Here is a 21,981-nt window from a genome sequence, read left to right as displayed (position 1 = left end):
TGCCATCCGGCTCGCAATCGCGCGAAAGTCAATCGACGTGGCGCTTCCGTCTCGCTAAGGGAGTCGTAATGGTTAGACGGTCGCATCTCGCACATGCAGCATAAGCCCAAGCGCAGCCGCGTGATCGCCGTGCAGAATGGCGAATTCCGTGCGCGCGCCACCGAATATCTCGATTTTCTGGCCGCCTGGGTGAAGAAGCCGCGCCAGACCGCATCGGTGGTGCCGTCGAGTCGGCATCTGGCACGGCTGATGGTGGCGAAGATCGATCCGCAGGATGGCCGCGTGCTGGAACTGGGCGGCGGAACCGGGGTGTTCACCCGCGCCATATTGGAAACCGGGCTGCCGGCCGAGAAGCTGGAAGTGGTGGAGATCAACCCGGCCTTCGCGCGCGGATTGCGGCGGCATTTTCCGCAGGTGGCCGTGCTGGAAACGCCCGCGCAGATCGTGTCGACCGCGACCGCCGGGGAGCCGGGCGACTATCAGATCGTGGTGAGCGGCCTGCCGCTGCTGGCGATGGACCGGGGCATGCACCATGATATTCTGTCCGAATCCTTCCGCATGCTGAAGCCGGGCGGCAGCTTCGTGCAGTTCACCTATTCCATGCGCCCGCCGGTGAGCCGCGAGATCATCGACGCGCTGAAACTGGATGTGGAGCGGGTCGGCCAGACGGTGCGGAATTTCCCGCCCGCGACGGTGTTTCGCTTCTTTCGGCGTGGTGAGTAGGAATGGGCGAATAGGACCGGATAATCGAAAAGGGGGCCGCATCGGGTGATGCGGCCCCCTTTTTCGTTTCGGTCAGTAGAAGGCGCCGTAGATCACGTCGACCACGCGGCGCGTCCTGATCCGCACCAGCAGCAGGTCCGGGCCATAGCGCACCCAGCGATAGCCATAGGGCGGCGCACCGATGCCGAGGCGGGCATAATCGTCATAATAATAGCGCGACGACAGGAAGAGCGACGGCAGCAGCAGGCCGATCGACCAGCGGCGATAGCGATAGCCGTGCGGATAGCGGAAGACGGGACCGGGCATCGGCCGGAAATTAGGCGGGCGTCCGGCGCCGGGGCGATGGGGCGGTTGCGGCTTGACCGGGCGCGGCGGTTGCGGCCGACCGGGACGCGGCGGCTGGATGGCGGGACCGCCATGGCCGGGGCGAGGCGGCTGAATGGCAGGGCCGCCGGTGCCGGGACGGGGTGGTTGCGGCCTTGGTGGCTGGGGTCTGGGCGGCTGGATGGCCGGGCCACCCGGTCGAGGTGGCTGGACGGATGGACCACCGGGGCGAGGTGGTTGCGGTTTAGGAGGCTGCGGTGCGGGGCGGGTGGTTGGCCGGGGCTGGTTGCCCTGATGCTGCTGTTGCTGGGCGAGGGCGAGATCGGGGGCGATGACGAGCGCAATCGAGAGGAACAGCAACGGCTTTTTCATGATGCCTACTCCGCATGACGGGCGGCGATGCTAGACCGGCGCAGGAAAGGCGGCAATGGACTTTGCTTTTGATGGCGGCGGTGCGCGCGGCGGTTGCATAGCGGGGTTGCCGCCCTATCTTTGCCGCAACGCAAAAGGGGCAGAGCCATCCATGGCATCCATCATAGAAATTAAGGGCCTGACGAAACGCTATGCGTCGGGCTTCGAGGCGCTGAAGGGCGTCGACCTGAATATCGAGGAAGGCGAGATTTTCGCGCTGCTGGGGCCGAACGGCGCGGGCAAGACGACGATGATCTCCATCATCTGCGGCATCGCGCGGGCGAGCGGCGGCAGCGTGACCGTGGCCGGGCATGATATCGTGCGCTACTATCGCGGCGCGCGCACCGCGATCGGGCTGGTGCCGCAGGAATTGCACACCGACCAGTTCGAGCGGGTGATCGACACGGTGCGCCTGAGCCGGGGGCTGTTCGGCCTGCCGCGCGACGAGGCCCATGTCGAGAAGGTGCTGCGCGATCTGTCGCTGTGGGACAAGCGCAACAACAGGATCATCGAATTGTCGGGCGGCATGAAGCGGCGCGTGATGATCGCCAAGGCGCTGAGCCATGAGCCGCGCGTGCTGTTTCTGGACGAGCCGACCGCCGGCGTGGACGTGGAACTGCGTCGGGACATGTGGAAGCTGATCGGCGAACTGCGTCAGACCGGCGTCACCATCATCCTGACCACCCATTATATCGAGGAGGCCGAGGAAATGGCCGACCGGGTGGGGGTGATCAATCGCGGCGAACTGATGCTGGTCGAGGAAAAGACCGCGCTGATGAAGAAGCTGGGCAAGAAGACGCTGACCATCGTGCTGGCCGATCCGCTGACGACGGTGCCGGCCGAACTGAGCGAATGGCATGTCACGCTGGGCGCGGACGGGCATGAGATGGAATATATTTTCGATACGCAGGCGGAACGGACCGGCGTGTCGTCGCTGCTGCGCAGGCTGGGCGACCTGGGGATCGGATATAAGGATCTGAACACAAGGCAGAGCAGCCTGGAAGATATTTTCGTGGAACTGGTGCATCAGGAGAAGGCGGCATGAGCCTCCAGAATTTTCGCGCCATCGCCGCGATCTACAAATTTGAGTTGCATCGCTTTCGTCGCACCTTGCTGACCGGGCTGCTGGTGCCGGTGATCACCACAACGCTCTATTTCGTGGTGTTCGGCGGGGCGATCGGATCGCGCATGACGGAGGTGGACGGCATCGCCTATGGCGCGTTCATCGTGCCGGGCCTGATCATGATGTCGATGCTGACGGAGAGCATCTTCAACGCCAGTTTCGGCATCTATATGCCCAAATATAGCGGCACCATCTATGAATTGCTGTCGGCGCCGATCTCCGCGACGGAGACGGTGATCGCCTATGTCGGCGCGGCGGCGACCAAATCGCTGATCGTGGGGACGATCATCTTTGCGACGGCGCATCTGTTCGTCGACATCCATGTCGCCCATCCGCTTGCGATGGCGGGCTTCATGCTGCTGATCGCGATCAGCTTCTGCCTGTTCGGCTTCATCCTGGGCATCTGGTCGCAGGGATTCGAGCAGTTGCAGGTGATCCCGCTGCTGGTGGTGACGCCGCTGACCTTTCTGGGCGGGGCCTTTTATTCCGTGCACATGCTGGCGCAGCCGTGGCAGACGATGACTTTGTTCAACCCGATCGTCTATCTTATCTCCGGCTTCCGCTGGACCTTCTTCGGCCGGGGCGACGTGGCTATCGAATATAGCCTGTTGTTCGTGGCGGGGATGATGGCGCTGTGCCTGGGGATCATCGGCTGGATGTTCCGCACCGGATACAGGCTGAAGAAATGAAAAGGGCGGCCATTGGCCGCCCGCTTTTAATCACCGGTCAGGCTGTACCCTTTCAGGCAGCCTGGCTTTCGGGCGTGACGGCAAACAGGGTCACATTCTTATATTTGTCGTCGGTTTCATTGTAGAGGCCGTACATCGCCTCGAAATTTTCATCGAGAACCTGAATGTCCGACAGCCCGACCAGCTTGAACGTGCCCAGCTTCAGCTCGCGCGGAGGCGTGCCGTTGCGGTCAGTGGTCACGGCGTCGATGAACAATTCATCGTGGCGCGTATAGAGGATGTGCGGCGCCAGCGTGACGACCATTTTATTATAGGTCACCTTCAGGCACTTCTGGAGCGCGATGGCTTCAAAAATCTCGGTCGGGGCTTGCATGATTGGCTTTCCCTGACCGATTTTGCTGATTCTTTCAATTGCTTTGTGCGCCGCACCATGTTTCTGTTGTGCAATCAGTGCGATAAACCGTTCAGGCGGGCAGCAGGCCCAGCCGTTCGCGCAGGCTCCAGCGGGTGATCAGCAGCAGGGCGACCGCGCCAAGGCCGCTGGCAAGGCCCAGCCAGATGCCGACACCCTGCATATGCAGCGGAAAGGCGAGCAGGGTGCCCACGCCAATGCCCACGACCCAATAGCCGATCAGGGCGAAGATCATCGGTACCGTCGTATCCTGTATCCCGCGCAGCACGCCGGCCCCCACGGCCTGCGCCGCGTCGACAAGCTGGAACAGGGCGGCGACGGCAAGGAAGCTGACCGCCAGACTGGCGGTGCGGGCGTTTGCCGGGTTGGACAGGTCGAGGAAGGCCGATACCAAAGTGCGCGGCATCAGGATCAGCAGAGCGGCGGCGCAGCAGGCAAAGCCGGTCCCGATCATCAGCGCCAGCCAGCCGGCGCGGCCGATGCCAGCATGATCGCGGCGGCCATAGGCGATGCCGACCCGGATGGTTGCGGCCTGACCGATACCCATCGGGACCATGAAGACCAGAGCGGCGATCTGGATCGCGACCGCATGGGCGGCGAGCGAGTCGCGGTTGATAAGGCCCATCAGGAAAGCCGAGGCGTTGAACACCGTCGTTTCGAAGCCGAGCGTGATCGCGATCGGCAGGCCGAGCGCCCACACCTGCCGATGCCGTTCGCGATCACGGGTCCAGAAGCGGCCCATAAGGCGATAGCGGCGGAAACGGCGATCGATCAGGATGACGGTCAGCAGGCCGAAGAAGAGGAAGCAGGAGGAAAGGGTGCTGGCAAGGCCCGCGCCGAACAGGCCGAGCGTCGGGAAACCCAGATGGCCGAAGATCAGCGCCCAGCCCATCAGCACATTGACCGGGATTGCCGCCAGCATGATGATGAGGCCCCAGATCGGCCGTTCCAGCGCGGCGATGAAATTGCGCAGGGTGGTGAAGCCAAGGAAGGGCAGCAGCGCCCATTGCAAGCCGTGCATCAGATGTCCGGCCTCCCGCGCCAGATCGGCATCCTGCCCCATGGCGAGCAGGATCGTCTCGCACTCCCAGAGCAGCGCCCAGGCGGGCAGCACGAAGAAGAGGGCGGCGCGCAGCGTCTGCTGCACGGTGCGGCGCACGTCGCGCACGCTGTGGCGGCGGCGGCCCCGTTCGCTGGCGATAAGGGGAGAGGCGGCGGTGACGAGGCCCATGCCGAAGAGCAGCAGGGCGTGGAACAGGTTGATGGCGAGCGCGCCTGCGGCCACGCTTTCCGCGCCCCGGCGGCCGAGCAGCAGCAGGTCGCTGGCGGCGATGGCCGACCAGGCGATATTGCCCGCGATCATCGGCAGAGCGAGCGCGATCAGCGCGCTGGCCTCTATGCGCCAGGGGGAAGGATGGGTCACGGTGCTGGTCCAGACAAAGAATGCGTGCTCCTGCGCAAGCAGGAGCCCAGGGTCGGACGTCATGGTCTGTCGCCCTAGGCTCCTGCTTGCGCAGGAGCACGGCGTTCATAAAGGCCTCAGTGCTTCTTGAACAGATGCAGCGCGGCGACGATGATGCCGCCGACCACCAGTCCGACGATCGCGCCGCCGATGGCTGTCACCAGCCAGTGCAGGATGCTGCCGATCGCGGGCACGGCATGGGCTGCGCTTTGGGCGACATGCTCGATCGTGCCGGGGATCAGGTCGATATGAAATTCGTGCAGGCCATGGACGATCAGCCCGCCGCCGACCCAGAGCATGGCGGCGGTGCCGACCACGGCCAGGATCGACATCAGGACCGGCATCGCCTTCACCAGGCTGCGGCCGATCGCCTGTGTGCCGGCACCATCCTTCTTCGCCAGATGCAGGCCGATATCGTCCATCTTCACGATCAGGCCGACGACGCCATAGACGCCCGCAGTGATCAGGATGGCGACAACGACCAGGATCAGCGCCTGTTCCCATACCGGTTCGCTCGCCACGGTGCCGAGCGAAATGGCCATGATCTCGCCCGACAGGATGAAGTCGGTGCGGATGGCGCTGGACACTTTCTGATTTTCCAGATCGGCGCTGCTGTGCGCCTTGACCGCTTCCTCCGCGACGTCATGGCCGCCCTGAAAGGCTTCGAGCAGCTTTTCCGCTGCCTCGAAACAAAGGAAGGCGCCGCCCAGCATCAGCAGCGGCGGCAGCAGCCAGGGCGCGAAGGCGCTCATCAGCAGGGCGGCAGGCAGCAGGAAAACCAGCTTGTTGCGGATAGAGCCCTTGGCGATCTTCCAGATGATCGGCAGTTCGCGATCGGGAGTAAGGCCCATGACATATTTGGGGGTGACGGCGGCATCATCGATGACCACGCCGGCGGCCTTCGATCCGGCCCGGCCGGCGGCGGCGGCGACATCGTCCAGCGAAGTTGCCGTCAGCTTGGCGATGCCCGCCACATCATCGAGCAGCGCGATCAGACCCGAAGGCATAAATTCAATCCCCTGTTACGGGCCCCCGTTGCGGGTGATGAGGCCCCTGGCCCTGCCTCATAGAGAGCGTGCATCGGGGGAGCAATGGATTGCGACGATTGGAAAAAGAGGGTCAGTAGTTGCCGGGCGGATCGCTGGCGGGGAAGCTCTCGTCGGACTGTTCGTCGACCTTGTCCCACTGGCCGGGCCTGATGCCCTGCTGCGGACCGGCATCGCGGATATAGCCGCTGAGGCCGGCGGCCTCCATCTCATCCATGTCGGCGGTGTCGCCTTCGCCCATCCATTCGCGCCAGCCCTTGAACGCCAATGCGCCAAGGCCGGTGACGATGGCCAGTTTGACCAGCCCCTTCATGCTTTTCTCTCCTGTCCGTGATGGAGATGGACCCAGTCGGCGCGATCATGGCCCACCGCTTCGGGGGCAAGGCTGATTTCGCCTTCCTCGTCAGCGCCGTCCGCCGCCGCTTCGGTTCCGGTGGGTTGGGGGAGCGACCAGCGTTCGCGCAACGCCGCGTCGATCATGGTCGCCCATATCGCCGCATCGCCCGCCATACGCATCGCGCTGTCGGGTTCTTTCATGAGCGCAAGGATGCTGCCGGCATCCTCGACGCGGGCGGGCCAGTTGTCCGGCTGCGACGCGGCGAGGTGGCGGGCCAGTCGCTCGATCAGGGAACGTTCTTCCATGGGGGTGAAACGCATGCCGGGGGCGGCCGTTCCCCGCCATCGTGACGATGGCGCATCGATATGAACATAGCGGAGGGAGAGGGGTTTGGGAGGGACGGGGCGATCATAGGAGACATGGGATGCCGCAGGGTGACAAGAGCCGCTATACCGACAAGCAGAAGCGCAAGGCCGCGCATATCGAGCAGAGTTATGAAGAGCGTGGCGTCGACCATGAGGAGGCGGTGGCGCGGGCCTGGGCCACGGTGAACAAGGATTCGGGCGGCGGCAACAAGTCCGGTTCCGGTCGTGGCAAGCCGGAAAGTCATGCGTCGGCGCGCAAGGGTGGGCGCAAGGGCGGTGAAACTTCGGCCTGCAGAAGCGCGGCGGATCGGTCTGCGGCGGCACGCAAGGGGTGGGAAACCCGGCGGAAACGGGCGGCGGGCTGAGCTGTGGCAATAAGGTGACTCTGCGCAGTTTTTGATATTGCGACGCTTGAAATTTTAAACCTAATATTGCGAAACATTATTATTAGCACTAATGCCGCGCCCGAAAGCGGGCCGGCCCCTTGCCACGGTATCTGACCGGCAGGGGGACAAGGGCAGCCCGTTCGTGATCTTTAGAACGGGGGTTGCAATGGTACGGACATATTTTCTTCTCTTCGGTGCGTCGCTGGGTGCGATCACGGCCATGCCGGCAGCGGCGCAGACGCCGGCTGACGCCGCGCCGACGGAAGATGAGATCGTCGTTACCGGCACCTATACGCTGCCCAACAAGATCGACACGGCGACGGGACTGGGCCTGACCGTGCAGGAAACGCCGCAGTCGGTCAGCATCATGACCGCGCAGCGCATCCTCGACCAGAATCTGATCAGCGTGAAGGACGTGATCGTCAACAGCGTGGGCGTGTCCGCCAACGAGGTCGACGATGTTCGCAACAATTTCTACGCGCGCGGCTTCGAAATCCGCAACACGCAGGTCGATGGCGTTCCGGCGGCCTGGACGCTGGCGGGCGGCAATGGCGAAACCAGCATCGATGTGTCCATCTATGAGCGTGTCGAGATCGTGCGCGGCGCGACCGGCCTGTTGTCGGGTGCGGGTGATCCGTCCGCTTCGGTCAATCTGGTGCGCAAACATGCCGACGCCACGGACCTGACCGGCTATGCCAGTGCCAGCATTGGCAGTTGGAACACCTGGCGCCTGTCGGCCGATGTGGCCGGTGCGCTGACGTCGGACGGTCGCATCCGCGCGCGGCTTGTGGGCCGTTATGAGGAAGGCGAAAGCTATATCGACATTCAGAAGCGCAAGAAGTGGGTGCTCTATGGCGTGGTCGATGCTGACCTGACCGACACGACGCTGGTGCGCGTGGGCATGAGCCATCAGGACACAAAGCCCAAGGGCGCGACCTGGGGGGCGCTGCCGACTTTCTACACCGACGGCACGACCACCGATCTGGCCCGGTCGCAGAGCACGGCGGCGGACTGGACCTACTGGAACAGCACCAACCAGAATATCTTCGCCACCGTGCGTCAGGAATTTGGCGACAAGTGGAACCTGACGGTCAATTACAACCGCTTGAAGAATACCGGCGATACCCAGCTTCTTTATCTCTACGGCAATGTGGATCGGGCGACCGGCACGATCGAGAGTAGCAACCCCTATAAGTCGAAGAGCGACAGCGTTCAGAACAGCATCGACGCCCAGTTGAAGGGGGCCGTCACCCTGTTCGGTCGCGATCACGAGATCGTGGTAGGCGCGCTGCATAGCGTGCTGAAGCGCCACACCGACAATTATGTCGCGCCCAACACCGAAAATAACCCGGCTTGGGGCGAAGGGCTGAACAACTGGCAGACGAACGTCCCGGTGATCGGCGCGGGCGGCGCGGACTTTGAAGAACCAATCTGGGGCACGACCGCCGTGCGCAATGAACAGGAGCGGATCGAGCAGACCGGCTATTATGGCGCATTCCGCCTGAACGTGGCCGAGCCGTTCAAGGTCATTCTGGGCGGCCGCATTTCCAGCTGGAATCAGCGGGGCTTCGCCTGGAGCGGGCCGAGCGATTATGGCGACGACAACGTGTTCATCCCCTATGTCGGCGCGCTCTATGATGTGACGCCCAACCATCGCGTCTATGCAAGCTATACCAAGATTTTCCAACCGCAGAATCTGTTCGACCGGAATCTGCGCCTGCTCGATCCGCTGGATGGCAACGCCTATGAGATTGGTCTGAAGAGCAGCTTCTTCGGCGATGCGTTGCAAACCTCCATCGCGCTGTTCCGTATCGAACAGGATAATGTCGGCCAGATCGGCGACGTCATCATCACCCCGAATGGACCGCAGCAGACCTATATCGCGGCCGAAGGCGTGACCAGCAAGGGCTTCGAAGTGGAAGCGACCGGCCAGCCGCTGCCGGGCTGGAATGTCAACGCCAGCTACAGCCAGTTCAAGGCGGAAGATGGCGACGGCGTCGCCGCGAACACCAACCAGCCGCGCAAGCTGCTGAAGATCTTCACCACCTATGATCTGCCGGGTGCGCTGGCCGGCCTGACCGTGGGCGGCGGCATCAATTATCGCAGCAAGGCCTATTCGGAGGGGCTGAACCCGGTCACGGCTGCCCCCTTCCGCTTTCAGCAGGACGGCTATACGCTGGTCAGCCTGATGGCGCGCTATGCGGTGAGCGAGCAGTTGCAGCTTCAGGCGAATGTCGAAAATCTGTTCGACAAGAAATATTACAGCCAGATGGGCTTCTTCAGCCAGTATCGCTATGGCGCGCCGCGCAACTTCACGATCGGCGCCAATTACAAGTTCTGATCGCTGCGCGGTTGATCGGTCGTTGAAGAGCGTCCTCCCCGATGGGAGGGCGCTCTTTTGCGTTCGGTCACAGGACTGCGGGGGATGACAAAAGAGTATCAGGCGATGGCCGCAGAGAGCGATTCCCGGACTCGCGCGATGGCCAGTTCGAGCGGTTCCGTCTCCCCCAGCAACAGAAAGCTGCCGTTGAGGGCGAAGGTGCAATGGCCATGCACCGTCGCGATCAGGGAGCGCGCCAGTCGGGGCGCCTGATGGTGGGTTTCGTGGGGCAATATCGCCGCGACTTCGCGCACCACCACATCGGTCAGGCCGCCGCGCCGGATGGCGAGCGTGTCGGGCATCGCCATGTCGGCGGGCAGGCGATGGTCGTAGATCGCCGTCCACAGATTGAAATTGTCGGCGGCGAAGCTGAAATAGCCCTGCACCAGCGCCGCGATCCGATCGGTCGAGGGCGATGTCAGTCGCTCTTCCAGATGCGCGGCCCATAGCTCAAAGGTGCGCGTGTTGATCGCGGCGAGCAGCAGATCGTAGCTGCCGAACACATTATAGAGCGTGCCCACGGCATAACCGATCCGCTTTGCCACCTCCCGCGCGGAAAAGCGCGCAAAGCCGACCTCCGCCATCAGGCGATGGCCTTCCTCCAGGATCAGCCCCTCCAGTTCGGCGCGGCTATGGTCGGATCGTCTGCCCATGAGAGCCGGTTTAGAAATTTAATTGATCACTGTCTAATATTTTAATTGATCAGTGTTCAATTCCGGTTTATCCAGCAGTCCTCCATGGCGAATGAAAGGTCTGTCATGCTGGTTGCGCTGCTTTTGATCCCGGTTGGTGTCGCTATCGCTGTCGCAAACGCCAGCAGGGTTTCGCTGGACCGTTCCTGTCTGATCGACCGCGATCGTAATCGGTATCTGCGCGCTGACACCGATTAACGTCTCGTCATTACTTCACGCTTATGGCCTTGATCATGAGGGGTATTGTTCATGTCCGCACCTGATCTGTCTTTGTTGGGAAAACGGCGCTTTGCGCCCTTGTTCGTCGTCCAGTTTCTGGGGGCGTTCAATGATAATCTGCTGAAATTCGCTTTGCTGTTCCTGGCCAATTTCGTCCTGTTCCGGGCGGAGCCGGGCAAGGCGGAATTGCTGGCGACGATCGCGACCGGCCTGTTCATCCTGCCCTATTTCCTCTTTTCCGCGCTGGCCGGGCAGATTGCCGACGCCTGGGACAAGGCGAAGCTGGTGCGGGCGGTCAAGGCGGCGGAAATCGTCATCATGGCGCTGGCGCTGATCGGCTTCTGGCTGCAATCGGTGCCGTTGCTGCTGACCTGCCTGTTCCTGATGGGGCTGCATTCGACGATCTTCGGGCCGGTCAAATTCTCGATCCTGCCGCAGCATCTGAAGCCACAGGAAATGATGGGCGGCACGGGCCTGATCGAGGCGGGTACGTTCCTGGCGATCCTGAGCGGGCAGTTGCTGGCCGGGGTGATTTCCGCACAGACGGCGGGTCTTGTCGCGGTCGGCGTTGCGTTGCTGGGGTTCCTTGCCAGCCTTGCCGTCCCGTCTGCGCCGCCGGTGGCGAAGGGGCTGCGGATCGATCCCAATATATTCCGCAGCACCTGGCAGATATTGAAGGCGGCGCGCCATGGGCGCGGCGTGTGGCTGTCCATCCTGGGGATCAGCTGGTTCTTCGGCATGGGCGCCGTGCTGCTGGCGCAATTCGCGCCGCTGGTGAGCGGCGTGCTGCATGCCAGGCAGGAAGTCGCCACCCTGTTTCTGCTGGTCTTCTCGCTGAGCGTCGCGCTGGGATCGTTGCTGGTGAACCGGCTGCTGCGCGGTGAGGTGTCGGCCCGCTTCGTGCCGCTGTCCGCGCTGGCGCTGGCCGGTTTCCTGATCGATCTGTGGCTGTCGACCAGCGCCTATGTGCCGCAGGGCGACGAAGCGGGCATCGCCGCCTTCGTCGCGTCGGCGGGAAGCTGGCGCATCCTGTTCGACCTGTTCGGCATCGCCTTTGCCGGGGGCATGTTCATTGTGCCGCTCTATGCGATCCTTCAGACCCATGCCCCGCGCGAGGAACGGTCGCGCACCATTGCGGCGAACAACATCGTCAATGCCGCCGTCAGCGTGGCCGTGGTGCTGGTGGTAACGCTGATGCTGGCGCGCGGCGAGAGCGTGCCCGGCGTGATCGGCACGCTGGGCTTTGCGACGCTGACCATTGCGCTGATTTCCTGCTGGCTGTTGCCCGAAACCGTCATCAAGTCGCTGTTCCGGGGGCTGTTGCGCCTGCTCTATCGGGTCGAGGTGTCGGGCGCGGAGAATATGCCGGCGGTGGGTACGCCTGCCGTGGTCGTGGTCAACCATGTGTCCTTCCTCGACGGGCTGCTGCTCGCCGCCTTCCTGCCGGGCAAGCCGACCTTTGCGGTGCATACCCGCATTGCCAGGGCCTGGTGGATCAAGCCCTTCCTGCCGCTGTTCGATGCCTTCCCGGTCGATCCGACCAATCCGATGGCGGCCAAGGCGATGGTGAAGGCAGTGCGCGAGGGGCGGACGCTGGTTATCTTCCCGGAAGGGCGCATCACCGTGACCGGCGCGCTGATGAAGATATTCGATGGTCCGGGCATGGTCGCCGACAAGGCCGACGCGCCGATCATCCCGGTGCGGATCGACGGCGCGCAATTTACGCCCTTCTCGCGCCTGCGCGGCAAGGTGCGGCTGCGCAGCTTCCCCAAGATCAAGCTGACCGTGCTGCCGCCCCGCCGTTTCAGCATTGAGGGTGAGATGACGGCGCGGGCGCGTCGCGCCATCGCCGGTCGCCGCCTCTATGACGAGATGAGCGCGATGATCTTCGCCACGTCGCGGACGGAAGAGACGCTGTTTCAGGCGCTGCTGGAGGCGCGGCATATCCATGGGGGCAAGGCGCCCGTGGTGGAGGATATCAAGCGCGAGCCGATGAGCTATGGCCGACTGGTCGTGGGCAGTCTGGCGCTCGGTCGCCCACTGGCGGCGGCGAGCCGTCAGGGGGAGGCGGTGGGCGTGCTGCTGCCCAATGTGGCGGCTGTGGTCGCGACCTTCTTCGCCTTGCAGGCGCATGGCCGGGTGCCGGCGATGCTCAACTATACGGCGGGCCTCACCAATTTGAAGGCGGCCTGCACCGCGGCGCAGATCCGCACGATCGTCACCGCCCGCGCCTTTGTCGATCAGGCGAAGCTGGGCGAAGTGGTCGCCGCGCTGGAGGCCGAGGGGCTGACCATCCTTTGGCTGGAGGATATCGGCGCGACCATTGGCGCCGGGGCGAAGCTGCGCGCGCTGATCGCCAGCCGCTTTGCCGGGCGGGCGCATAAGCGGTTGCGCATCGTGCCCGATGCGCCGGCGGTAATCCTGTTCACCAGTGGATCGGAGGGACTGCCCAAGGGCGTGGTGCTGAGCCACCGCAACCTGCTGTCCAATTGCCGCCAGTTGGCCGCGCGGATCGATTTCAACAATTCGGACATGGTGCTGAACGCTCTGCCGGTGTTCCATAGCTTCGGCCTGACCGGCGGCACGTTGCTGCCGATCCTGCACGGGGTGAAGACATTGCTCTATCCCAGTCCGCTGCATTACCGGATCGTGCCGGCGCTGGCCTATGACAGCAATGCCACGATCCTGTTCGGCACGGACACCTTCCTGTCAGGCTATGCGCGGATGGCGCATGGTTATGATTTCTATTCGCTGCGCTACATCTTTGCCGGGGCCGAGCGGGTGCGGGACGAAACGCGCAAGGCCTATGCCGACAAGTTCGGCCTGCGCATCCTGGAGGGCTATGGCGCGACCGAGGCCGGGCCGGTGATCGCGGTCAACACGCCGATGCATTTCCGCGCGGGCACGGTGGGCCGCCTGCTGCCGGGGATCGAGGCGAAGCTGGACGATGTGCCGGGCATTACGGAAGGTGGTCGCCTGTCTATTCGTGGCCCCAACATCATGGCCGGTTATATGAAGGCCGATGCGCCGGGCGTGCTGCAACCGCCGGAGGAAGGCTGGCACGACAGCGGCGATATCGTCACCATCGATGGCGAAGGCTTCGTCACGATCCGGGGACGCGCCAAGCGCTTTGCCAAGATTGGCGGCGAAATGGTGTCGCTGCCAGCGGTGGAGGGCTATGCCGCCGCGCTCTGGCCTGATGCCGAACATGCGGTCGTCACCCGGCCGGACGCGCGCAAGGGCGAGCAACTGGTGCTGTTCACCACGCGCAAAGGAGCGAAGGCGGGCGATCTTCAGGCCTGGGGTCGCGCCAATGGCGTCACCGAACTCGCCATTCCGCGCGACATTCGCGAACTGGACGCGCTGCCGGTGCTCGGCACGGGCAAGCTGGACTATGTCAGCATGAATGCGATGGCGGCGAGCTGAAGCGCCATTGGCTTGGCAAGCGCGTGATGCAGCGTTATGCCCGGCCCCGGCCGATGGGTTTACCCGTCGGCCGCCGATCGCGCCGGTGCCCCGTGAGGGGCTTTAAAAGGGAATGCGGTGCGGGGGATATCGCCCCCAAATCCGCGGCTGTCCCTGCAACTGTAAGCGGTGAGTGCGATGCATAGGCCTTTCTGAAATAAGGAAGGCAGCCACTGGGCCGGACGCTAAATCCTGCGAGGCCCGGGAAGGCCATGCGTCAAGCGTCGACCCGCGAGCCAGGAGACCTGCCGGCGTCTGGTCGCTCTTGCCCTGGTCCAGGGGATGGCCATGGCACGGTATCACTCCGTCTGAGCGACGAAAGAGCGGCGGGGGCCGCCTTTGAAACCGTGCGTCGGTCGCTGATGGTGTCCGGTCGATGCGCGCTGGCCCCTGTCTTGTCGCATGATGCCGGGGTGTTTCCTTTTCCCATGACTGACATGTCCAAATCTTCGACGCCGCGCCTGCGGCATCGCGTGACCGGATTGATGGCCGCGCTGATCGTGGCGAATATCGCCGTGTGGCTGTGGGCCTTTGGCCAGTTTCATGACCAGCCATTGATGCTGGGGACGGCGCTGCTCGCCTGGGGGCTGGGGCTGCGCCATGCGGTGGATGCCGATCATATCGCCGCGATCGACAATGTGACGCGCAAGCTGATGCAGGATGGGCAGCGGCCGATCACCGTCGGCTTCTGGTTCGCGATCGGCCATTCGGCGATCATCGCCATCGCCTCCGTCACGATCGCACTGACGGCCAGCGCGCTGAGCCGCTTCGAAAGTTTCCGTGAAGTTGGTGGGATCGTGGCGACCGGCGTGTCGGCGACCTTCCTGTTCGCGATCGCGGCGATGAACCTGATGATCCTGCGATCGGTGTGGAAGAGCTTTGCCCATGTCCGGGCGGGCGGCACCTATGTCGAGGAGGATATGGACCTGTTGCTGGGCAATCGCGGGCTGCTGGCGCGTCTGTTCCAGCCGATGTTCCGACTGGTCAGCCGTAGCTGGCATATGGCGCCGCTGGGCTTCCTCTTCGGTCTGGGCTTCGATACCGCGACCGAGGTGGCGATATTGGGCCTGTCGGCTGCCCAAGCCGCCGATGGCGTGGCGGTCGGTACGATATTGGTGCTGCCTGCCCTGTTCGCCGCCGGTATGGCGCTGGTCGATACGGCGGACGGGGTGGTGATGCTGGGCGCCTATGAATGGGCGTTCGTGAAGCCGATCCGCAAGCTGTACTACAACATCACCATCACGCTGATTTCGGCGCTTGCCGCGATCGTCATCGGCGGGATCGAGGCGATGGCGCTGATCGGCGACAAGCTGGGGCTGGAGGGCGCGTCCTGGCGGATTGCGGCGGAACTGGGCGAGAATTTCAACAGTCTGGGCTTTGCCATCATCGGCCTGTTCATCCTCTGCTGGCTGCTGAGCTTCGGCATTTATCGCTGGAAACGCTTTGACGAGATCGAAGTGCGGACGGCTGGCTGAACAAAGTTGGCTTGGCCGCCAAATTGGTCTAGGGCGACGAACATTGATCGCGCCGGTGCCCCGCAAGGGGCTTCAAATGGGAATGCGGTGAGAGGGGCTTGCCCCCTCAATTCCGCGGCTGTCCCTGCAACTGTAAGCGGCGAGCGCGATGCGCATGCTCTCCTTGCGAGAGCGGCCACTGGACCATCCGGTCTGGGAAGGCGCGCATCAAGCCTTGACCCGCGAGCCAGGAGACCTGCCGGCGTCTGGTCGCTCTTGCTCTGGTCCAGGGGATGGCCATGGCACGGTAGTTTCTTCCGTCTGAGCGACGAAATCGTGCGGCTGGGGCTGCACGGTGCGGGATGCCGGGCGCCCTGTCGCGTCCGCCCGTCGTCGCGCGTCGGCTGGCGTCCTGATGGGATGCCGGCAAGCCCCGCCTGTCGTCGTTCGGCGCGCGGGAGAGAATTATGTCCGATCTGGCCAAGCTGCCGGTCACTATCGTCACCGGCTTTCTGGGCGCGGGCAAGACCACGCTGATCAGCCATCTGATCCGCAATGCGGGCGGGCGTCGGCTGGCGGTGGTCGTCAATGAATTCGGCACTTTGGGCGTCGATGGCGACATATTGAAAAGCTGCGCCATTCCCGATTGCCCGGCGGAAAATATCGTCGAACTGGCCAATGGCTGCATCTGCTGCACGGTCGCCGATGATTTCATTCCCACGGTCGAGGCGCTGCTGGCGCTGGAGCCGAGGCCCGACCATATATTGATCGAAACGTCCGGGCTTGCGCTGCCCAAGCCGTTGCTCAAGGCGTTCGACTGGCCGGCGATCCGATCGCGCATCACCGTCGACGGCGTGATCGCGCTCGCCGATGCGGAAGCGGTGGCGGATGGGCGGTTCGCGCCCGATCTGGAAGCGCTGGAGGCGCAGCGTCTGGCCGATCCGGGCATCGACCATGAAACGCCTTTGTCCGAAGTGTTCGAGGACCAACTGGCCTGCGCCGACATGGTGCTGCTGACCAAGGCGGACCTTGCCGGGCCGGAAGGCGTCGCCGCCGCCCGCGCGGTGATTGCGGCCGAGACGCCGCGACCGCTGCCGGTGATCGAACTGGTCGACGGGGTGATCGATCCGCGTGTGCTGCTGGGCCTGAACGCGGCGGCGGAGGATGATCTGGCGGCGCGTCCATCGCACCATGATGGCGAGGATGATCATGAGCATGAGGATTTCGACAGCATCGTCCTGACGCTGGGCGAGATTGTCGATCCCGCCGACCTGACCGCGCGGATCGAGCGGCTGGCGCGCGAGCAGCAGATTTTGCGGGTGAAGGGCTATGCCGCCGTGGCCGGCAAGCCGATGCGGCTGCTGGTGCAGGCGGTGGGCGCGCGGGTGCGCCACCAATATGACCGGCCCTGGCGCCCCGACGAAGCGCGCGCGACGGCGCTGGTGGTGATCGCCGAGCATGATCGCATCGATGAGGCCGCGATCCGGGCCGTGCTGGAAGGCTGAGCCACCCCGATGCACGTCATCTTCCGCGAGACCCATGGGATCGAGGAAGCGGCTGTCCCGCAGGATCTGGGGCAGACGCCCGCCGATCTTGTCTTCCTGTCCTTTTCTGACAGCGATCTGGCCGCCTTCGCGGCGGGATGGCATGGCGCGCGCGGCGCGCTGCCGAGGTTGCGGCTCGCCAATCTGGCGGCGCTGGCGCATCCGCTGTCGGTCGACACCTATATCGAACGGACGCTCTCCGGGGCGAAGGCGATCCTGATCCGGCTGATCGGCGGCGCATCCTACTGGACCTATGGCCTGCAACAGGTCGAGGCGCTGGCGCGGACGCGGGGGATCGCGCTGGCGGTGCTGCCGGGGGACGGGCGGCCCGATACGCGGCTGGAGGCTGCCTCGACCGTGCCAACTGCTGCGTTGCGGGAACTGGCGCGGCTTTGTGACGAGGGCGGTGCGGTGGCAGCGCAGGCGGCGCTGGGGCTGCTGGCGGGCGCTGCCGGACTAAGCGGGGCGGAGGCGCCGGTTGCGCCTTTGCCGATGGTCGGGGCGTGGGATGGCGATCTGGCGTCTCCGGCGGTTTTCGAAAGCCGGACAGAGCGGCCGCGCATCCTGCTGGTCTTCTATCGATCCTATCTGACCGCTGTCGATACCCAGCCGTTCGAGGCGCTGCGTGATGCCTTCGCCGCGCGGGGTTTCGACATGATCGGATTGTTCGCGCCGTCGCTCAAGCCGGTTGAGATGCGGGATCAGATTGCGGGCCGGGTGAAGGCCTATGCGCCGGCCGCGATCATCAATGCCACCGCCTTTTCCGCGCGGGGGGAGGATGGCACGACCCCGCTCGATGGCGCGGGCGTGCCGGTGTTCCAACTCGCGCTGGCGACATCGGGACGGCGGGCGTGGCAGGAATCGGCGCGGGGCCTGTCGCCCGCCGATCTCGCCATGCATGTCGTGCTGCCCGAAGTGGACGGGCGGCTGTTTGCCGGCGTGGCGAGTTTCAAGGAAGCGCAGACGCGCGACCCCGCGCTGGAATTTGCGCGCGGCGCGCATCGGGCGCACCCGGAGCGGATCGCGGCGATCGTCGATCGGATCGCAGCATGGGTTAGTCTGCGCCAGCGCCCGGTGGCGGAGCGGAAACTGGCGTTGATCCTGTCGACCTATCCCGGCAAGGCGCATCAGATGGCGCATGCGGTGGGGCTGGATGCGATCGCTTCGGCGGAGGCGATGATCGGCGACCTGGCCGGGGCTGGCTATGCGGTCGAGGCGGCGGGGGATCTGGTTGTCGATCTTCAGGGCGAATGTCTGAACTGGCCCCTAGGCGATTATCACTGCGCGCTGGCATCTCTGCCTGCCGCGCTGCGCGATGATCTGCATGCAGCATGGGGCGTGCCGGACAGCGATCCCGATGTGCGGGATGGGGCTTTCCATTTCCCGGCTGTCCGGCGTGGCGCGATGGTCGTTGCGCTCCAGCCGGAACGCGGTTTCACGCATGATCGCGCCGATAGTTATCATGACCTGTCGCGCTGCCCGCGCCATGCCTATGTCGCTTTCTATCTGTGGCTGCGGACGCAGGGGATCGACGCGCTGGTCCATATGGGCGCGCATGGCACGCTGGAATGGTTGCCGGGTAAGGCGGTTGCGCTGTCCGACGCCTGCTGGCCCGAAGCGCTGATCGGACCAGTGCCGGTCGTCTATCCCTTCATCGTCAATGATCCGGGCGAGGCGGCGCAGGCCAAGCGGCGCATCGGCGCGGTCACGATTGGCCATGCGCCGCCACCGCTCGCGCCTGCGCGGCAGGGGGCCGGGCTGGGGCGCATTGAGGCGCTGCTCGATGAATTTTCCAATGCCGACGGGCTTGATCCGGCGCGGCGGCAGCGGTTGCAGGCTGACATAAGCGAGGAGGCGCGGGCGCTGGGGCTGGAGGCGGAACTGGGCATCGACGCCAGCCTGTCCCCGGCCGAGGCGATCAGCCGGATCGACCGCTTCGTTTGCGACGTCAAGGAAAGCCAATATGGCGACGGCCTCCATATCTTCGGCCGCGGCGAGCAAGGCGTGGCGGAGCGTGATGGTCTGCTGGCGGCGCTGGACGGGCGGCGGGTTGCGCCGGGGCCATCGGGATCGCCGCATCGGGGGCGGACCGATGTGCTGCCGACCGGCCGCAACCTGTTCATGGTCGATCCGCGCGCCGTGCCATCGCGCGCGGCGCATGCGCAGGGCATTCGTCTGGCCGAGGAATTGATCCGCCGGCATTTGCAGGACCATGGCGATTATCCGAAGGGGCTGGTGGTCGACCTGTGGGGATCGGCGACGATGCGCACGGCGGGCGAGGATTATGCCATGGCGCTGCATCTGCTGGGCGCCAAGCCGGTCTGGGATTTCGCGTCGGAGCGGGTGACGGGGATCGAAATCCTGCCGCTGGCGATGCTCGATCGGCCACGTATCGACGTGACTTTGCGGGTGTCGGGCCTGTTTCGGGACGCCTTCCCGACGCTGCCTGTGTTGTTCGGGCAGGCGGTGCGTGCGCTGTGCGAAAGGGATGAGCCGGGCGACTGGAACCCCTTTGCGGGGGCGGCGCCCGCCTCGCGCGTCTATGGGCCGCAGCCCGGCCATTATGGGCTGAACATGGGCGATGCGGCGGAAATCTATACCGACGACGCGCGCCGGGCGGCCGGTGAGGCGTGGCTTGCGGCGTCCGATCAGGCGTTGGACGTGGATGCGCGGGATGCGGATGGCCTGCGCGCGCGCGTCGCGGCGGCCGACGCCTTTGTGCATGCGCAGGATTTGCCCGAAACCGACCTGTTGCTTGCTGCCGACTATGCCGCGCATGAGGCGGGCTTTGCCGCCGCGCAGGCGGTGGTCGGGGGCAAGGCGGCGCTTTACCATCTCGACGCGCGCGATCCGGCGAGACTGGCGGCGCGACCGTTGACCGAGGAGATTGCCCGCGTGGTGCGTGCGCGCGCTGCCAATCCCGGCTGGGTGGACGGCATGATGCGCCATGGCTTTCGCGGCGGGGCGGAACTGGCGGCGACGCTCGATCATCTGGGCGCTTTTGCGCATCTGGCAGGCAGCGTGCCGGATCATCTGTTCGATCTTTATCATGATGCGACGCTGGGGCGGGCGGAGGTTCGGGCTTTCCTGAGCGCTGCCAATCCCGGCGCGCTGGCGGCGATGGAAGCGCGTTTTGCGGCGCTTCATGCGGCCGGTCTGTGGCGCACGCGGCGCAATTCGATTCTCGCCAGTCTGGGGGATGCGCCATGAGTGTGATCAAGGGATGGTGCCCCGATGCCTGGCATCCGATGGCGGCGGGCGATGGCCTGCTGGTGCGGGTGCGTCCGATGATGGGACGGATCGATGGCGCGCAACTGGCGGGTCTGTGTGACGCGGCGATGAGCTATGGCAATGGCCTGATCGACCTTACCAGCCGCGCCAATCTCCAGATACGCGGTGTGAGCGAGCGGGACTGGCGGCCTCTTGTCGCGCAACTGGTCGGACTGAACCTTGTCCATGCCGATCCGGTTATGGAGGCGCGCAACTCTTTGCTGGTCGCACCGGACTGGAAAACGGGGGATGATACGGTCTGTATCGCTGCCGAATGGGCCGATCGGCTCGCGGAGTTTCCCGACTTGCCGGCCAAGGTGGGTTTTGCGATCGATGCCGGCCCCGCGCCTCTGTTGATGGGTAAGGCGGGCGATTTCCGGATCGAGCCAGGTGCGCAGGGCGGATTGATCCTGCGCGCGGCAGGCAGGCCGACCGGCGCGGCGGTGACGCGGAGCAGTGCCGTCGATGCGCTGCTGGCCCTGGCGCACTGGTTCGTCGCCAGCGGTGGCCGCGAAGCCGGACGCATGGTGCGGCACAAGGCGGCGCTGCCGGACTGGGCGCAGGGGGATGTCGCGGCGGCGACACCTGTCCTGCCGCTACGACCGGGGCGGCATGCGCTTGGTTTCCTTTATGGCGTGCCGTTCGGGCAGATCGACGCAGCGACTTTGGCGGAACTGGCGCCGCACGCCATCCGGCTGACGCCATGGCGGATGCTGATCGCCGAGGGGGGCGAGGGCAGGGCGATCGATGGCCTGCTGCATGATCCGGCCGATCCGCTGCTGCGCGTCGATGCCTGTCCCGGTCAGCCCTCCTGCTCGCAGGCCAGTGTCGAAACCCGCGCGCTGGCGCGGGAGGTCGCGCCCTATGTGACCGGACGCCTCCATGTTTCCGGCTGTGCCAAGGGTTGTGCGCGATCCGCGCCAGCGGCCCTCTGCCTGACAGGACGCGAGGGCCGCTACGACCTTGCCCGCCATGCCAAAGCCGGCGGGCCGCCGCAGCGGGCGGGCCTTACCCATTCCGACATATTGGCCCATTTGGGAGTGACCGATGCCGCATGTCTATGAAACCGATGGCGCGGCCATCTATCGCCAGTCCTTCAGCATCATCCGGGCGGAAGCGGCGCTGGAGCGTTTCTCGCCCGAAGAGGAGCCGGTTGCGGTTCGCATGATCCACGCGGCGGGCATGGTCGATCTGGCCGAGCATATCCGTTTTTCTCCCGGCTTTGCGCAGGCGGCGCGCGGCGCGCTTGCGCAGGGCGCGCCGGTTCTGTGTGACGTGCGGATGGTGTCCGAAGGGGTGACGCGCGCGCGCCTGCCCGCCGACAATGGCGTGATCTGCACGCTGGGCGATCCATCGGTGCCCGAACGCGCGCGCGCCATGGGCAATACCCGGTCTGCCGCCGCGCTGGAGCTTTGGTGGCCGCATCTGGCGGGGGCGGTGGTGGCGATCGGCAATGCGCCGACCGCGCTGTTCCATCTGCTCGATATGCTGGCTGACCCGGCCTGTCCGCGTCCGGCCGCGATCATCGGTTGCCCGGTGGGCTTTGTCGGGGCGGCGGAATCCAAGGCGGCCTTGTGGGCGGAACAGCCCGTGCCTTGCTGCGTCGTCGAAGGCCGACTGGGGGGCAGCGCGATCACCGTGGCGGCGATCAACGCGCTGGCGAGCCGCGCGGAATGAGC

At 64.9% G+C, this 21,981-nt stretch carries 18 protein-coding genes and 2 riboswitches; of the genes, 11 read left to right on the top strand and 7 right to left on the bottom strand.

Translation table 11 applies throughout. From position 1 onward, the window contains the following. Nucleotides 1-93: 93 nt before the first annotated feature. Nucleotides 94-723, top strand: coding sequence for a class I SAM-dependent methyltransferase (locus tag BMX92_RS04025; protein WP_093012218.1), 630 nt, complete (start codon nt 94-96; stop codon nt 721-723). Between the two features lie 72 nt (nt 724-795). On the opposite strand, the gene BMX92_RS04020 is transcribed toward BMX92_RS04025, so the two are convergent. Continuing rightward, nucleotides 796-1,419: an RcnB family protein gene (locus tag BMX92_RS04020; protein WP_093012215.1), complete on the bottom strand. Its 624-nt coding sequence runs from the start codon at nt 1,417-1,419 to the stop codon at nt 796-798. Between the two features lie 151 nt (nt 1,420-1,570). Between BMX92_RS04020 and BMX92_RS04015 the strand changes: the two genes are divergently transcribed. Next, the gene (locus BMX92_RS04015; protein WP_093012212.1) at nt 1,571-2,503 is read left to right on the top strand and encodes an ABC transporter ATP-binding protein; all 933 of its coding nucleotides are present in this window, start codon (nt 1,571-1,573) and stop codon (nt 2,501-2,503) included. Continuing rightward, the gene (locus BMX92_RS04010; RefSeq protein ID WP_093012209.1) at nt 2,500-3,270 is read left to right on the top strand and encodes an ABC transporter permease; all 771 of its coding nucleotides are present in this window, start codon (nt 2,500-2,502) and stop codon (nt 3,268-3,270) included. The genes BMX92_RS04015 and BMX92_RS04010 overlap by 4 nt, the downstream gene beginning before the upstream one ends. A gap of 52 nt (nt 3,271-3,322) precedes the next feature. Here the strand turns inward: BMX92_RS04010 and BMX92_RS04005 are convergent, their stop codons facing one another. The 5 genes from BMX92_RS04005 to BMX92_RS03985 all read right to left on the bottom strand — a co-directional run bounded on the left by BMX92_RS04005 (nt 3,323) and on the right by BMX92_RS03985 (nt 6,832). Beyond that, entirely contained in the window at nt 3,323-3,643 is a 321-nt protein-coding gene (locus BMX92_RS04005) for a hypothetical protein (protein WP_093012206.1), read from the bottom strand. 91 nt (nt 3,644-3,734) lie between these two features. Then, on the bottom strand, nt 3,735-5,045 hold the full coding sequence (locus BMX92_RS04000; protein ID WP_256213275.1) for an MATE family efflux transporter: 1,311 nt from the start codon (nt 5,043-5,045) through the stop codon (nt 3,735-3,737). A gap of 176 nt (nt 5,046-5,221) precedes the next feature. After that, nucleotides 5,222-6,151, bottom strand: coding sequence for a DUF808 domain-containing protein (locus tag BMX92_RS03995; RefSeq protein ID WP_093012200.1), 930 nt, complete (start codon nt 6,149-6,151; stop codon nt 5,222-5,224). A gap of 112 nt (nt 6,152-6,263) precedes the next feature. Next, nucleotides 6,264-6,503: a hypothetical protein gene (locus BMX92_RS03990; protein ID WP_093012197.1), complete on the bottom strand. Its 240-nt coding sequence runs from the start codon at nt 6,501-6,503 to the stop codon at nt 6,264-6,266. Next, the gene (locus tag BMX92_RS03985; RefSeq protein WP_093012626.1) at nt 6,500-6,832 is read right to left on the bottom strand and encodes a hypothetical protein; all 333 of its coding nucleotides are present in this window, start codon (nt 6,830-6,832) and stop codon (nt 6,500-6,502) included. The genes BMX92_RS03990 and BMX92_RS03985 overlap by 4 nt, the downstream gene beginning before the upstream one ends. 119 nt (nt 6,833-6,951) lie before the next feature. Here BMX92_RS03985 and BMX92_RS03980 point away from each other — a divergent pair, with 119 nt between their 5' ends. Together BMX92_RS03980 and BMX92_RS03975 are read left to right on the top strand one after the other, a co-directional pair. Then, nucleotides 6,952-7,257, top strand: a complete 306-nt coding sequence (locus BMX92_RS03980; protein ID WP_093012194.1) for a plasmid stabilization protein — start codon at nt 6,952-6,954, stop codon at nt 7,255-7,257. A gap of 187 nt (nt 7,258-7,444) precedes the next feature. Beyond that, nucleotides 7,445-9,619 carry a TonB-dependent siderophore receptor gene (locus tag BMX92_RS03975; protein WP_093012191.1) on the top strand — a complete coding sequence of 725 codons (2,175 nt, stop codon included), beginning with the start codon at nt 7,445-7,447 and terminating at the stop codon, nt 9,617-9,619. Nucleotides 9,620-9,717: 98 nt separating this feature from the next. Here the strand turns inward: BMX92_RS03975 and BMX92_RS03970 are convergent, their stop codons facing one another. Beyond that, nucleotides 9,718-10,311, bottom strand: a complete 594-nt coding sequence (locus tag BMX92_RS03970; protein WP_093012188.1) for a TetR/AcrR family transcriptional regulator — start codon at nt 10,309-10,311, stop codon at nt 9,718-9,720. Between the two features lie 288 nt (nt 10,312-10,599). Between BMX92_RS03970 and BMX92_RS03965 the strand changes: the two genes are divergently transcribed. The 6 genes from BMX92_RS03965 to BMX92_RS03940 all read left to right on the top strand — a co-directional run bounded on the left by BMX92_RS03965 (nt 10,600) and on the right by BMX92_RS03940 (nt 21,979). Continuing rightward, complete coding sequence (locus tag BMX92_RS03965) at nt 10,600-13,995, top strand: acyl-[ACP]--phospholipid O-acyltransferase (RefSeq protein ID WP_256213259.1); 3,396 nt, start codon at nt 10,600-10,602, stop codon at nt 13,993-13,995. 66 nt (nt 13,996-14,061) lie between these two features. Beyond that, nucleotides 14,062-14,302: riboswitch (cobalamin riboswitch) on the top strand. Nucleotides 14,303-14,462: 160 nt separating this feature from the next. Further along, nucleotides 14,463-15,509 (top strand): HoxN/HupN/NixA family nickel/cobalt transporter, encoded by a 1,047-nt coding sequence (locus BMX92_RS03960; protein WP_093012620.1) that lies wholly within the window; start codon nt 14,463-14,465, stop codon nt 15,507-15,509. A gap of 36 nt (nt 15,510-15,545) precedes the next feature. Next, a riboswitch (cobalamin riboswitch) is annotated at nt 15,546-15,767 on the top strand. Nucleotides 15,768-15,955: 188 nt separating this feature from the next. Then, nucleotides 15,956-16,993 (top strand): cobalamin biosynthesis protein CobW, encoded by a 1,038-nt coding sequence (gene cobW / locus BMX92_RS03955; protein WP_093012185.1) that lies wholly within the window; start codon nt 15,956-15,958, stop codon nt 16,991-16,993. A gap of 9 nt (nt 16,994-17,002) precedes the next feature. Further along, the gene (gene cobN, locus BMX92_RS03950; RefSeq protein ID WP_093012182.1) at nt 17,003-20,242 is read left to right on the top strand and encodes a cobaltochelatase subunit CobN; all 3,240 of its coding nucleotides are present in this window, start codon (nt 17,003-17,005) and stop codon (nt 20,240-20,242) included. Continuing rightward, nucleotides 20,239-21,366: a cobalamin biosynthesis protein CobG gene (locus tag BMX92_RS03945; protein ID WP_093012179.1), complete on the top strand. Its 1,128-nt coding sequence runs from the start codon at nt 20,239-20,241 to the stop codon at nt 21,364-21,366. Before cobN ends, BMX92_RS03945 begins: the two co-directional genes overlap by 4 nt. Next, a complete protein-coding gene (locus BMX92_RS03940) occupies nt 21,350-21,979 on the top strand; it encodes a precorrin-8X methylmutase (protein ID WP_093012176.1) in 630 nt (209 codons plus the stop codon). Before BMX92_RS03945 ends, BMX92_RS03940 begins: the two co-directional genes overlap by 17 nt. Nucleotides 21,980-21,981: the final 2 nt, after the last annotated feature.

The organism is Sphingobium sp. YR768 (assembly GCF_900111125.1).
Classification (GTDB): Bacteria; Pseudomonadota; Alphaproteobacteria; order Sphingomonadales; family Sphingomonadaceae; genus Sphingobium.
Note: the sequence above shows the minus strand (reverse complement) of the source record. Positions and strands in the feature narration are given on the sequence as shown.

Bases quoted from the DNA above. Each gene is read 5' to 3' on its own strand.
- BMX92_RS03970 (WP_093012188.1), bottom strand. From the start codon at position 10,311: ATGGGCAGACGATCCGACCATAGCCGCGCCGAACTGGAGGGGCTGATC.
- BMX92_RS03980 (WP_093012194.1), top strand. From the start codon at position 6,952: ATGCCGCAGGGTGACAAGAGCCGCTATACCGACAAGCAGAAGCGCAAG.
- BMX92_RS03960 (WP_093012620.1), top strand. From the start codon at position 14,463: ATGACTGACATGTCCAAATCTTCGACGCCGCGCCTGCGGCATCGCGTG.
- cobN (WP_093012182.1), top strand. From the start codon at position 17,003: ATGCACGTCATCTTCCGCGAGACCCATGGGATCGAGGAAGCGGCTGTC.
- BMX92_RS04025 (WP_093012218.1), top strand. From the start codon at position 94: ATGCAGCATAAGCCCAAGCGCAGCCGCGTGATCGCCGTGCAGAATGGC.
- BMX92_RS04015 (WP_093012212.1), top strand. From the start codon at position 1,571: ATGGCATCCATCATAGAAATTAAGGGCCTGACGAAACGCTATGCGTCG.
- BMX92_RS03940 (WP_093012176.1), top strand. From the start codon at position 21,350: ATGCCGCATGTCTATGAAACCGATGGCGCGGCCATCTATCGCCAGTCC.
- BMX92_RS04020 (WP_093012215.1), bottom strand. From the start codon at position 1,419: ATGAAAAAGCCGTTGCTGTTCCTCTCGATTGCGCTCGTCATCGCCCCC.
- BMX92_RS03985 (WP_093012626.1), bottom strand. From the start codon at position 6,832: ATGGAAGAACGTTCCCTGATCGAGCGACTGGCCCGCCACCTCGCCGCG.
- BMX92_RS04000 (WP_256213275.1), bottom strand. From the start codon at position 5,045: ATGATCGCGGGCAATATCGCCTGGTCGGCCATCGCCGCCAGCGACCTG.
- cobW (WP_093012185.1), top strand. From the start codon at position 15,956: ATGTCCGATCTGGCCAAGCTGCCGGTCACTATCGTCACCGGCTTTCTG.
- BMX92_RS04005 (WP_093012206.1), bottom strand. From the start codon at position 3,643: ATGCAAGCCCCGACCGAGATTTTTGAAGCCATCGCGCTCCAGAAGTGC.
- BMX92_RS03995 (WP_093012200.1), bottom strand. From the start codon at position 6,151: ATGCCTTCGGGTCTGATCGCGCTGCTCGATGATGTGGCGGGCATCGCC.
- BMX92_RS03975 (WP_093012191.1), top strand. From the start codon at position 7,445: ATGGTACGGACATATTTTCTTCTCTTCGGTGCGTCGCTGGGTGCGATC.
- BMX92_RS03990 (WP_093012197.1), bottom strand. From the start codon at position 6,503: ATGAAGGGGCTGGTCAAACTGGCCATCGTCACCGGCCTTGGCGCATTG.
- BMX92_RS04010 (WP_093012209.1), top strand. From the start codon at position 2,500: ATGAGCCTCCAGAATTTTCGCGCCATCGCCGCGATCTACAAATTTGAG.
- BMX92_RS03965 (WP_256213259.1), top strand. From the start codon at position 10,600: ATGTCCGCACCTGATCTGTCTTTGTTGGGAAAACGGCGCTTTGCGCCC.
- BMX92_RS03945 (WP_093012179.1), top strand. From the start codon at position 20,239: ATGAGTGTGATCAAGGGATGGTGCCCCGATGCCTGGCATCCGATGGCG.